This window comes from Arthrobacter sp. HLT1-20, assembly GCF_054510895.1.
Map to the genome: position 1 here is coordinate 57,227 of NZ_JBTNDR010000011.1, position 12,972 is coordinate 70,198.

Genomic DNA, 12,972 nt, shown 5'->3' on the forward strand with positions numbered 1-12,972 from the left:
ACCGGCATGACTTACGTGGGAGCGTGCTGATGTTTAGTTTGGCAAAAATGTCCCTGGGCAACCGGGCGTTGATTGCCCTGATCACCATCTTTGCGATGGTTTTTGGGGTCATCACGCTCGGTTCGCTTAAGCAGGAACTGATCCCCAGCATCGAATTTCCGCAAATCACAGTTGTCTCGGCCATGCCCGGCGCGTCCCCTGCCGTCATTGACAAGCAGGTCAGCGAACCCCTCGAAGCTGCCCTGAACGCCGTCGAAGGCCTCGAATCGAGCACCTCCACCTCACGCAGCGGCATCTCCACCATCAATTTGGCCTTCGCCTACGGCACCAATCTTGACCGGGCGCGGAACCAGATTGACCGCGCCATCTCCAATGTGAGCGGGCGCCTGCCCGACGGCGTTACGCCCCAGCCCATCGCCGGCAGCATCGCCGATTTCCCCATCGTCTTTTTGGCTGTTTCCTCCGATCAGGATCTGGCCGCCCTTAACACCGACCTAGCCCGTGTTGCCGTGCCCAGGTTGTTGAAGATCGACGGCGTGCGAGGCGCCGAGGTGAGCGGCGCCAACTCCCAGCACATCGCCATTGTGCCGGACCCGGCCAAAATGGCCGCCGCGGGCGTCAACCCCGGCACCATCGCCAAGGCCCTGAGCAACAACGGCACCCTGGTTCCCGTGGGTTCCCTCGACACCGGCAACCTGACCTTGTCCATCCAGGCCGGCAGCCCTGTCGACTCCCTGGACGCCGTCAAGGCGCTGCCCCTGGCCAGCACCCCCGTCCCCGGCGCGGCCCCCGCCAGCACTCCCCCCACCATCGCCTCCGTTGCCAGCGTCGGCCTGGCCGATGACCCCACCACCTCCATCACACGCACCAACGGTGAGCCCACCCTGGCGCTGTCCATCACCAAAAAACCTGCCGCGGACACTGTTTCCCTGTCCCAGCAGATCTCGGCTGAACTGCCGGGCTTGGCCGCCTCGCTGGGCAACAACACCACCTTCACGACAGTCCTTGACCAGGCCCCCTTCATTGAAAAATCCATCCACGACCTCACGGTGGAGGGTTTGCTGGGGCTGGGGTTCGCCGTCGTCATCATCTTGATTTTCCTCATGTCGGTGCGGTCCACCCTAGTCACAGCCATTTCCATCCCGCTCTCACTGCTGGTGACGTTCATTGGGCTGTGGGCCACGGGATATTCGCTGAACATTCTCACCCTGGGCGCGCTCACCATTGCCATTGGGCGGGTGGTGGATGACTCCATTGTGGTGATCGAGAACATCAAGCGGCACCTGAGCTACGGCGAGGACAAGAAGACTGCCATCCTGGCCGCCATCAAGGAGGTTGCCGCTGCCATCACCGCCTCCACGCTGACCACGGTGGCCGTGTTCTTGCCTATTGCGTTTGTGGGAAGCCTGGCCGGGGAACTCTTCCGCCCCTTTGCACTCACCGTCACCTTCGCCCTGCTGGCCTCACTGCTGGTGTCGCTGACCATTGTTCCCGTGCTGGCGTACTGGTTCCTGGCGTCGCCCAGCGCTGCCGGTGCCGCGGACGACGCCGGAACCCCCTTGAGCGGGCAGGCGCTGCTGCGCGCCGTGGAGGAGAAGGAACGTTCTTCCTGGCTGCAGCGGGGCTACCTGCCCATCCTGGCCAAGACGCAAAAGCACCCCGTGGTGACCCTGCTAGCCGGCGGCATGGTGCTGGCGGCAACCCTGGCCATGACGCCGCTGCTGCCCACCAACCTGCTGGGTAACACGGGTCAGAACAGCTTGAGCATCCAGCAGGACATGCCGCCGGGAACCAGCCTGGAGGTCACGGACACAGCCTCGCAAAAAGTGGAGTCGGTGCTGCGCGGCATTGACGGGGTCACCGACGTCCAGGTGACGGTGGGCAACGCCTCCGGTGGTTTCTCGGCTCTGCTGTCCTCCGGTGCTTCCAGCGCCGCGTTCCAAGTCATCACCAATCCGGATGCCGATCAAGTCAAACTGCAGGCAACCGTGCTGGCCGCCATCGACGACATCACCGACGCCGGCACCATCACCCTGGGCTCGCAAGGCGGCGGCTTCGGCACCTCAAATTCGGTGGACATCACCGTCAAGGCCACCACGGGCGCCGGGCTGCAGGAGGCCAGCGATCTGTTGGTCAAGGCCATGGCGGGGGTTCCCGGCTCGCAGTCCGTGGACAGCAACCTCAGCGGATCCCAGCCGGTGGTGCAGGTCAGTGTTGACAGGGCCAAGGCCGTTGCCGCCGGCCTGGACGAGCAGCAGATCACGGGCCTGCTCGCCGCCACCGTCAGCCCCATCCCGGGCGGCACGGTGCGCATCGACACCACCGACTACAAAGTCCAAATTGGTGTTGGCACCCAGTTCGATTCCGTGGCAGCGCTGGCTGCCGCCCAGCTCCCCACAGCCGCCGGCCCCGTTCCACTGTCCGCCGTGGCCACCGTGGCGGAGGTTCAAGCACCGCTGACCATCACCTCCTCCAACGGCCAGCGCACCGCCACGGTGTCAGTGACTCCCGAGGGTGACTCCCTGGGGTCCCTGAGCGCCGAGGTGCAAAAGCGTTTGGATGCCACCACCCTGCCGGGAGGTGTTGTCGCCACCCTCGGCGGTGCCGCAACCCAGCTCAACGAATCCTTCTCCCAGCTGGGCCTGGCCATGCTGGCGGCCATCGCCATTGTCTACGTGATCATGGTGGCCACCTTTAAGTCCCTGATCCAGCCGCTGATCCTGCTGGTTTCCATCCCCTTCGCGGCCACCGGCGCCATCGGCTTGCTGCTGATCACGCGGGTGCCGCTTGGCCTGCCGTCACTCATTGGCATGCTGATGCTGGTGGGTATTGTGGTCACCAACGCCATTGTGCTCATTGACCTGATCAACCAATACCGGCAGCCCTCCGGGGACAGGCCCGCCATGAACGTGGCCGACGCCATTGAACATGGTGCCCGCCAGCGCCTGCGCCCCATTCTCATGACGGCGCTGGCCACCATCTTTGCCCTGACCCCCATGGCGTTGGGGCTGACAGGTGGCGGCGGCTTCATTTCCCAGCCGCTGGCCATTGTGGTGGTGGGCGGGCTGATTTCCTCCACGGCGCTGACCTTGATCCTTGTGCCGGTGCTGTACCGACTCGTGGAGGGCCGCAAGGAACGCCACGACCTCATCAAGGCGCTCAAGGTGGTCCACACGCCGAGCCCGGGTGGTTCCACCGCCGGTTCCTCGGGCGCGGTGCCACCCATGGAAGCCAGCTCCGCCTTCCAGGATTGGACCACCGGGGCCATCCCCAAGGTCCGTGGCCGCCGCTCAGCAGACTGACCCCCTCCGCTTTCCATCTGTGTAGCAGTTATTGGATCAAAATGGCCATTTTTAGGCTGATTTGATCCAACAACTGCTACACAGATCTAGGCGGGCTGGGGCTGTGGATAACCTTCAGCGGGATTGCGCAAAAGTTGTCATGATGGAGCCATGCCACCCCTTGACGGTTTGCCCACGAATCTTCTTTCGTCCCCCTTTACTGTTGCCGAAGCCCTCGACGCTGGAGCCAGCTACGGGGCACTGTGCCACCGCGATGTAGTGACGCTGAGCCGCGGCATCAAAACCTTGAAGAACGACGCCGATGTCCCGCTTGCGCTGCTGACCCGCCCGTACACCGTTGTCACCGGATACTCCGCGGCCTCTCACGCCACGGCCTTCACCATTTGGGAAATGCCGGGCTTCCTGCCTGACGCGGATCACGCCAAACTGCACATCTCGCGCCAGTACCCGCACGCGATTGCACGCCGGCGCGGGGTCATCGGCCACCGAACCATGTTCTGCGACGACGAAGTCTGCTGTGTAGGCGGCCTGTGGATCACCACTCGGGCAAGGACGTGGCTGGACTGTGCCCGCAAGATGTCCATTGAGGAGTTGGTGGTTGCCGCAGACCACCTGATCCGCATTCCACGTCCTGATTTTGAGGGACGCACGGCACCTTACGCAACTGTCCACGAGATCGAAATCATGTTGGCGCGGCACCGCGGAACTCCGGGGATCATCAAAGCACGAGAGGCCCTGCGATTGGCCCGTGTGGGCTCCGATTCGCCACAGGAGACCCGGCTCCGCCTAGCGTGTGGGTATGCCGGACTGCCCGAACCGTTGCTGAACATTGCAACCACCCTGTGCAACGGGGCCGAACGTACACCTGACCAGTCGTATCCGGAGTACAAGGTGGCCGCTGAATACGACGGCGACACCCACAATGACCCGCTGCAAGTTGAACGGGATGTTCGGCGCCAGGAGGACTACAGCCGCGCAGGCTGGACAGAGGTGCGCATCATGAAACGCCACATGGCAGGGGATGCCAAGGAGGCGGTGCGAAAGATCCGCAACGCCCTGTATGACAGAGGCTGGCGCCCCACCCCCAATCTGTGATCCAGTTGTTGGACGAAAAGTGCCCATTTTCGCCCAAATCGGTCCAACAACTGCCACATAGATCTTAGGAGGTGGGGAGGGTGGGGCCGAAGGCCAATTTGGGCACAAAGTACAGGGCCACGGCGGCCACCAGTGCCGTCACACCGCAGATGGTCCACACCAGCATGTATCCCTCCAATGGCGCGGCCGTGCTCCCTGCCCCTGCCGTGAGGGATCCCAGCGCCTGCCCGGCCAGGGCAATGCCAAACACGCAGGAGGCAAACGCACCACCAATGGTCTTGGTGGCATTCGTGAGCCCGGTGGCCATGCCTGTCTGGGTCAACGGTGCGGCAGCCGCGGCCGCCGACGGCAGTGCGGCCACCAGCGCGCCGCTGCCAATCCCGGCGATGGCCATGTTGGTCAGCACCTGGCTCATGGATGTGTGAAATGGCAGGAACAAAAGGTAACCCACAGCAACGAGGACGGCTGCACTCATCAACGTGATTCTCGGCGTCGTCCATCGCGTGACCAGTGGATACAGCAGCGCACCCACCAGCAGCCCCAGGACGTACACGCCGATGAGGATGGAGACCAGCCCGGAGCTGGCGCCGAGTCCGTAGCCGACCTCATCGGGGTTGGTGCGGGCAAAGGTGGACAGCGGTGCCTGCGCGCCGAGCACCGAGACGCCAAACAGGAACGCCGTCAGCTGCACGGGCCACATACTGGGCTGGCGCAGCAGCCGGATGTCAATCAGCGGGTCCTTGTGGCCCAGCTCGTAGCGGGTGAAGGGCACCAGCGCGGCAATGCCCAGCACGACGGCGGCCCAGGCCCACCAGGTGCCGGGGCCGTTGATGCGCATGAACGTCAGTCCGGCCGTGATGAGCAGCAGCCCGGTGGAGAGCAGTGTCAGGCCCATGAGATCAAGCCGCCCACCGGTGCGGTTCTCAGACTCCGGCACCCCAAAGAGGATCACAAAGAAGCAGAGCGTGACGGCTATGGCCGGGATCGTCAGCACCAGCCATAGTTTGTCGGCAAAAATGCCGCCCAGGAAGCCGCCGGCGAGTGCTCCGACAATCACGCCCACCTCGAGCCCGGCCACCAGAATGCCGGCTGATTTCCGGGTCAGCGCGGCCCCGTCGGGACGCTGGTGCGAGCGGCTGTAAATGAGGGCGATTTCCAGCGGCAGCCAGACCACATAGAAGCCCTGCAGGGCCCAGGCGATGATGAAGATCCAAAAGTTGGGGGCAAACGCCACGCCCCAGGAGGCTGCTGCCGTCAATGCCGTGGAGATCAGCAGGACCTTGCGGTGGCCGATCATGTCGCCCAGCTTGGCCAGCACCGGCACCACCAGGGCACTGACCATGAGCTGGGCGGCTTCGAACCAGTTGACGTCGGCGTCGTGGATACCCAGGAAGCGGGCAATGTCCGTCAGCAGCGGAGTGTAGTAGCCCTGCAGGATGCCACTGGTCAGTTCCACCAAAACCAAAAAGCCCACGATGGCCGTGGCCGTGGGGGCCAGGCGAACAGTGTTACCGGCCAGGCCCGTGCGCAATGAAGCCATTGCCATCCTCCGCAGCTACGTGTGGCATGCCTTACATGCCACTTGAGAGCATCCTAGTACCCGCCGGTAACAGGCGTGGGTATTGCCCGCATTTTGCCCCGCACCAACCGGCATTTCCAGCGGGAACATTTTGACGACCCGCAGGGTTGAACCGTATATTAGATACAAACGCATATATCTCCCGGGGATCCCGGGGATTCAAAGGAGCACATCATGCAGTTCGGCATATTCAGCGTAGGCGACGTCACCCTGGATCCCACCACCGGCCGCACTCCCACCGAGCATGAGCGCCTGAAGGCCATCACCACCATTGCCAAACACGCCGAGGACGTGGGCCTGGACGTCTTCGCCACGGGCGAGCACCACAACCCGCCGTTCTACCCCAGCTCCCCCACCACCATCCTGGGCTACATTGCGGCGCAGACCGAGAAGATCATCCTCTCCACCACCACAACACTGATCACCACCAATGACCCCGTGAAGATCGCCGAGGACTTCGCCACCCTCCAACACCTTGCCGACGGGCGTGTGGACCTGGTGCTGGGCCGCGGCAACACCGGCCCCGTCTACCCCTGGTTTGGCAAGAACCAGCAGGACAGCGTTGAACTGACGGTTGAAAACTACGCCCTGCTGCGCCGCCTGTGGGACGAGGAGGTGGTGAACTGGGAAGGTAAGTTCCGCACCCCGCTGCGCGGTTTCACAGCAACTCCCCGCCCGCTCGACGGCGTTGCCCCCTTTGTCTGGCACGGCTCCATCCGCACCCCACAGGTTGCCGAGATCGCCGCCTACTACGGTGACGGCTTCTTCGCCAACAACATCTTCTGGCCCAAGGAGCACTACCAGCAGCTCATTGGCCTGTACCGCGAACGCTATGAGCACTACGGCCATGGCCAGGGGGACCAGGCCATTGTTGGCCTGGGCGGGCAGTTCTTCATCCGGCCCAATTCCCAGGACGCCGTCAAGGAGTTCCGGCCCTACTTTGACAATGCACCCGTCTACGGCCACGGACCGTCCATGGAGGACTTTACCTCCCAGACCCCGCTGACAGTTGGCAGCCCACAGGAGCTCATTGAGAAGACCCTGACGTTTCGCGACTACTACGGCGACTACCAACGCCAACTGTTCCTGGTGGACCACGCCGGCCTGCCGTTGAAGACTGTCCTTGAGCAGCTTGACCTGTTTGGCTCCGACGTCCTGCCAACCCTGCGCAAGGAATTCGCCGCGAACCGGCCGGCACACATCCCGGACGCACCCACCTTCGAGGCCCGGCGCGATGCAGCCCACGCCGCTGCCAAGAATTCCGCCAGCAGCCAGCTGGGAGTGAAGTAGCATGTCTGCCGCAGCACACCGCCGGCTCGCCACTGACGCCTGGGAGTCGCTACTGCGCTCCCAGGTGGCCGTCATGCGCGAACTCCACAAGGAACCGAACTTCAAGAAGCTGGGCAGCCGCGAGTATGACGTGCTGTACAACCTGTCGCGCTGCCCTTCGGGATGGCTGCGCCTGAACGAACTCAACGACAACGTGCTGCTGACCCAGCCCAGCATTTCCCGCATGGTGGATAGGCTTGAGGCTCGGGGCCTGATCCGGCGCAAGACGGCCGAGGACGACAGGCGCGGGGTGCTCATTGGCTTGACCGAGGCCGGTGCGGCGCTGCAGAAGGAAGTGGGCCGGGCCCATGTCCACAACATCCTGGACATCATGGAGACCGCGCTGACGGACGACGAGATGCGCACCCTGCTGGAATTGGCCGGCAAGCTGCGCGAATCGGTGGCCGGGCGGTAGCGGAAGGGGCACGTCGCAATACCCGAACCAGGCTCTGAAGGCGCCATGACCCGAACGTAAACTCGCAATTGCAGAGGGAGATGGCGCCGCATGACCCCTGTTTCCCCACAGATCTCGGCGCGGTTGGTGAATGATCCGCGAGGAGTCCAGTGTCTGCACAAGAAGCAACGGGAACAAAAAATTCGGCGTCACGGCAGGTGCTCCTCCTGGGTCTCCTGGGTGCCATCCAGGTTTCCGACCCGCTCATCTCCACCCTGACACTGGTCAAGGCCTCGGATGAGCTGAATTTTTCGGCATCCCTGCAGGCGCTGGCCGCCGGCATCTCCACCTTCGCACTGGCTGCGACGGTGATCCCCGGCGGCGTTCTGGCAGACCGCCTGGGTCGCCGCCAGGTTCTGGCCTTCTCGCTCCTGCTCGCGGCAGCCGGGCAGCTGGTGACGGCCTTGGGCGCCGATTCGCTGCTGTTCCTGCTGGGCCGTGTCATCTCCGGTGTTGCCCTGGGCATCACCTTCGCCGCAGCGTACGGCATGATCCGCGACGTGGCTGCCGAAGGCGACAGGGGCCCGGCACTGGCCAAATTCAACATTGCCAACACCGTTTTCCCCCTCATGGTGGTGGTGTTGACCGGCCCGCTCGCTGCCGTGAACTGGCGCCTGGCCTACCTGATTCTGCCGGTGGTGTCCCTCGTGGCCTTCCCCCTGGCCCTGCGTTTACTGCCCAAGGTGCCCAAGGTGGCTGCAGGACGGCCTGACTACCTGGGCATGGTGCTCGTGGCGTTGGGTGTGGTTGGCTTGCTGCTGGGCATCAGTGCAGCCGGCGGCGGGATCGGGTCCCCGGCGTTCTGGCTGCCCATCGTCTTGGGCATCGCAGCCCTTGCCTCCTTTGGCATCTATGCCAGCCGTGCCGCATCTCCGGTGTTCCCGGTCAAACTACTGACCCACCCCGCATTTCTGGCGGCCGTGGTCATGGGTATTTTCTACAACTTTGCCAGCTCGGCCGCCAGCCAGATGTCCAGCAACTACTGGCAGTACATCCTGCACATGCCCACGGCTTTGGTCGGTCTGGCCGCCCTACCCACGGTGGTTACGGCCGTGTTCTCCGCCGTCGTCGCTGGCGGGATGATCAAGCGCGGAACCCCCAACACCGTCATTGCCGGTGTTGGCTACGGGCTGATTGCGCTCTCCTTCGTCTCCTTGTTCCTGGTCAAGGCGACCTCCCCCTACCTGATCTTTGTGCCCACCCTGCTGTTGAGCGGCTTTGGCATTGCCATGGTCTCCATCCTGCAAAGCACGCTCTTCCTGCGCCTGGCACCTGCCAGGTTCTTTGGCCCCGTGACCTCCAGCAAGACCGCCGTGGGCCAGTTCGGCTACTCCCTGGGACTGACCGGGACCACCGTGCTGGTGGGCATCTTCACCCTCAAGGGGGTGGACCGCGCCAGCGGTGGGGCCGTGTCCGGCGACGGCGCCTGGGATGACGTCACCTCCTACCTTGCCAGCGGCACCACGAAGAACGCGGGCCTGGCAAAAATCCCGCACGATGTCCTGGCCGGGATTTACGCCCAGGCCTTCGTCTGGACGTCCCTGATTGCTGCCGCGGTGGTTGTCGCGGCCGGGATTGTTGTCTACCTGAACCTCCGCTCGCCCCGGGCCGGGATGTCCTCCGAGGAACTGCTGGGGATCGACCCCGACGTCACAGCCACACCCGCCACAGCTGCCAACTAGCCTGCACCGCACCACCTAAGGAGCACCGACTTGAAAGATAAGATTCTCACCGCCGACCACATCATCACCATGGACGACGCCGTCCCCCGCGCCACCGCTGTGGCCGTTTCCGGGGACACCATCATTGCCGTTGGCACCCTGGCGCACTGCCAGGGTGCGCTGCCCGGCGCAACAGTTGTCAACACGGGCGCCACGGTCCTCATGCCCGGGTTCGTGGAACCCCACAGCCACCCCTTCTTCAGCGGCGTCTCCACCCAGGCGCCCGCCCGGTCGATCGCCCCGTGGGACGCACCCACGTGGGCTGACGTCGAGTCGATCTTTGCCCGGGCCGCCGCCGAAACGGAACCGGGCATTGCCCTGGTTTTCAACGGTTTCGACGCGCTGCTGCACGGACGCCCGGCCCCCACAGCGGCCGATCTGGACGCCATTTTCGGGAACCGCGTGGCAGTGGTGGTGGACAACTCCGGCCATGCCACCTACTTCACCAGCGCCCTGATGGCCGCCAACGGCTGGGACGCTGTCCCGCCGCAGGATCCGGTGGGCGGAAGTTTCGGCCGCACCGCCGACGGGCACCTCAACGGCGTCGCCTACGAGGTCCCGGCCAACACCCTGGTCCTGGGCCCGCTGCTGACGGAACTGGGCGGAAACGTGCTGGCCAGCGCCGCCGAATACTATGCGCTGATGGCCCGCGCGGGCATCACCTCGACCTCGGACATGAGCTACTCCGCCGACCTGCATGAAGGCTACGAGACACTCGCCACCTTGCCTTCCAACCCGCTCCGGGTCAGCATGTGGCAGGTTTCCACCTCCGGCGGCTATGCCGATGACGTGGAGTTCACGGCCTCCCCGAAACTGCTTTTCAAGCAAGGCGTGAAACTCTGGACGGACGGCTCGCCGTGGATCGGCAACATTGCCATCTCCTTCCCCTACCTCGACGGCGCCGTGACCGAGCTGGCCGGGATCAACCCGAAAACAGCCGGCGGGGCATCGTCGATGAACTACACCCGGGCCGAGGTGGACGCCATTTTGGACGAGTGCGCGCCCCTGGGCTGGCAGCTGGCCTTCCACGCCAACGGTGACCTCGCCATCGATTTCGCCCTCGACGCCTACGAGGGGGCCCTGGTCCGGCACGGCCTGCTGGGCGCCGACCACCGCTGGCGCATTGAACATGTGGGGGCCGGGAGCAAGGAACAGTTTGAGCGTGCGGCAGCGCTTGGCGTGCACATTTCGATGGGGCCGTTCCAGTACTACTACTGGGGTGACCTGCTCGACGGCGGCATGTTCGCGCCCGAGCATGGCGCCCGGTGGCAGGCGTTCGGGGATGCCTTCGAATCCGGTGCCTGTGTTTCCTTCCACAACGACGGCTCGGTGTCCCCGCCCACGCCGATCCTCAATGTCCAGACGGCCGTCACGCGACGCACCCGCAGTGGGCTGGTCCATGGCGGGGAGCAGCGCGTGAGTGTTGATGCCGCCTTGCGTGCCCACACCATCAATGCCGCACGCAGCCTGCACCGGGATCAGTTGATTGGCTCGATCACCCCGGGCAAGCTCGCGGACTTTGTGGAACTTGCCGCTGACCCCTATGCGGTGGAGGCGGACAGGCTGGCGGAACTGGCAACCGTGAACGGCACCTGGGTGGGTGGTGAACGGATAGACCTTCAGGCGTTCCTGGCCGCAGCCCGGAACGAAGATCCCGAGCCGCACGGCCATTTGGCCCACAAGCAGCACAGCTGCTGAGCTGCTGAACTGCAAAGGCACCGGGAGCGTTCGCTCCCGGTGCCTTTCATTGTTGCTTTGCCCGGATTGCATTGGGGGATCCGGGCAAAGCGTCAATTGCCCGGCACAGCCGCCGCGGCCTAGCGGAACGCCACCACGTCATCGCCCCAGGCGGCTCGCAGCGCCACGTCGAGGTCGTTGACGGCCCTGTCATTGCTGTCAATGACAAGGCTGGCCCGGTTTTGCTCCTCGTAGGCTTCCCAGTTCGGTTCCCCCGGCAGGCCCTGCGGCTCCCCCGCAGTTGCAAAGGCCAGCCAGCGGTGCTGCATGCGCGCCGATACTGCCCGGGCGGTCCGCAGCCCGCCCAGCTTGTAGGTGATGTCCTTAAAGCTGTGGCTGATGCCCCCCCACACATAAGCCAACTCTGTTGCATGGGTGGCTCCGATGCCCAGTGCCTTGAGCGCGGCAGGTGCGTAGTCAAAGCGGTAGAGCCAGGTGGGGGCATAGCGGCTGTGCCCCTCAACAATCCACAGGGTTGGCATCCGGAAACCAAAGTCCCGGGTAATCCCCAGACCAGTCTTTTGGGTGGACAGGCCCTCATACGCCGGTTCCAACTGCTGCGCATCGGGGACTTCCTGCTCCGGGTTCTCCCTGGCGATCTGGGCAAACATGGAGTTGATGGTGGGTGCGTCGATCGGCATCAGGGGCGACTTCATGAGTTTGAACAACGCCGATTCGTCCTTGTTGGTGCCAATCAGCAGGGGGATGCGGTGGGCGTGTCCCCGCCGGAATGCCGCCACAGGGTATTCCGGCAGCAAATCGCCGTCGACCACGGGGGCAAACGCCAGCGTTCCCGGAGATTCCTCCGGAATGGCAGCAAAGAGCGCATCTGATGCTTCCACGAGCTCCGCGGCGGTCAGGGTGCGCAATTTACCCATTGCCTGGCTGCCGCCACCGAGCAGATCCAGGAACCGTGAGGCAACACTACTGGCACGGTTGAGGTTGTATACGGAGGTGGCCGGTGAGCTTTCGGCGATGGCCCGGTGGAAGAGTCCTTCCGCGGAGGGCACTGCCATCAAGGTGGTGACCGCGCCGGCGCCAGCGGACTCACCAAACACCGTCACTTGTTCGGGGTCACCGCCAAAGGCGGCAATATTCTCCCGCACCCACCTCAGCGCAGCAATCATGTCCCGGAGCGCCACATTGCTCTCAAAGGTCTCCTCTGGCGTGTTGAAGGCAGAAAAGTCAACCCAACCGAAGACACCGATGCGGTAGTTGATGGTCACCACCACCACGTCCCCGTTCTCCGCCAGTGCCCGGCCGTTAAACAAAGGCTGGCTCGAGGCACCACGGAAGTAGGCGCCGCCGTGAATCCAAAACATGACAGGTTTGCTTGCCTTGCCACCGGAGGGTGACCAAATGTTCAACGACAGGCAGTCCTCATCCATGCGCACATCAGCCCCCAGGGGAATGACAGCGTTGCGTCCCTGCGGCTCACAGGGACCAAACTCGGTGGCATCCAGGGGTTCCTGCCATGGCTGGGGTTTCTGAGGACCCCTGAAACGCAGGGCTCCGACCGGAGCAGCCGCGTAGGGTATGCCCTTCCACACCGAAACCGGGCCGTCGGTGGTCCCGCGCACCGGTCCGTCGCTGGTGTGAATCAGGCTGCCAGCTGGTGAGGAAAGTGTCATGGTAAGTTCCCTTGCTTAGGTCACGGCGCCGATCTGGCGTCTCTCACCGATGCTACGGCGGCCCTGTGTGGGCCCGGCGGTCAGGTTCGGTTGTTCAGACTTCCGCGGCCACGGACCTCCGGCT

General features: G+C 64.1%; 8 protein-coding genes. 6 read left to right on the forward strand and 2 right to left on the reverse strand.

Annotated features, from left to right (window positions below):
- Positions 1–29: 29 nt before the first annotated feature.
- Positions 30–3,302, forward strand: a complete 3,273-nt coding sequence (locus ACX80Q_RS08160; RefSeq protein WP_459330027.1) for an efflux RND transporter permease subunit — start codon at positions 30–32, stop codon at positions 3,300–3,302.
- A 150-nt stretch (positions 3,303–3,452) separates the two neighbouring features.
- The gene (locus tag ACX80Q_RS08165; RefSeq protein WP_459330028.1) at positions 3,453–4,397 is read left to right on the forward strand and encodes a hypothetical protein; all 945 of its coding nucleotides are present in this window, start codon (positions 3,453–3,455) and stop codon (positions 4,395–4,397) included.
- Positions 4,398–4,461: 64 nt separating this feature from the next.
- Here the strand turns inward: ACX80Q_RS08165 and ACX80Q_RS08170 are convergent, their stop codons facing one another.
- Positions 4,462–5,937, reverse strand: coding sequence for an MFS transporter (locus ACX80Q_RS08170; RefSeq protein ID WP_459330029.1), 1,476 nt, complete (start codon positions 5,935–5,937; stop codon positions 4,462–4,464).
- 213 nt (positions 5,938–6,150) lie between these two features.
- Between ACX80Q_RS08170 and ACX80Q_RS08175 the strand changes: the two genes are divergently transcribed.
- The 4 genes from ACX80Q_RS08175 to ACX80Q_RS08190 all read left to right on the forward strand — a co-directional run bounded on the left by ACX80Q_RS08175 (position 6,151) and on the right by ACX80Q_RS08190 (position 11,178).
- Positions 6,151–7,266: an LLM class flavin-dependent oxidoreductase gene (locus tag ACX80Q_RS08175; protein WP_459330030.1), complete on the forward strand. Its 1,116-nt coding sequence runs from the start codon at positions 6,151–6,153 to the stop codon at positions 7,264–7,266.
- 1 nt (position 7,267) lies between these two features.
- Positions 7,268–7,720, forward strand: a complete 453-nt coding sequence (locus tag ACX80Q_RS08180; RefSeq protein WP_459330031.1) for a MarR family winged helix-turn-helix transcriptional regulator — start codon at positions 7,268–7,270, stop codon at positions 7,718–7,720.
- Between the two features lie 149 nt (positions 7,721–7,869).
- Positions 7,870–9,441, forward strand: coding sequence for an MFS transporter (locus ACX80Q_RS08185; RefSeq protein ID WP_459330032.1), 1,572 nt, complete (start codon positions 7,870–7,872; stop codon positions 9,439–9,441).
- A gap of 30 nt (positions 9,442–9,471) precedes the next feature.
- Positions 9,472–11,178 (forward strand): amidohydrolase, encoded by a 1,707-nt coding sequence (locus ACX80Q_RS08190; RefSeq protein WP_459330033.1) that lies wholly within the window; start codon positions 9,472–9,474, stop codon positions 11,176–11,178.
- Positions 11,179–11,297: 119 nt separating this feature from the next.
- Here ACX80Q_RS08190 and ACX80Q_RS08195 read toward each other — a convergent pair whose 3' ends face one another.
- Positions 11,298–12,848 carry a carboxylesterase/lipase family protein gene (locus tag ACX80Q_RS08195; protein ID WP_459330034.1) on the reverse strand — a complete coding sequence of 517 codons (1,551 nt, stop codon included), beginning with the start codon at positions 12,846–12,848 and terminating at the stop codon, positions 11,298–11,300.
- Positions 12,849–12,972 lie beyond the last annotated feature (124 nt).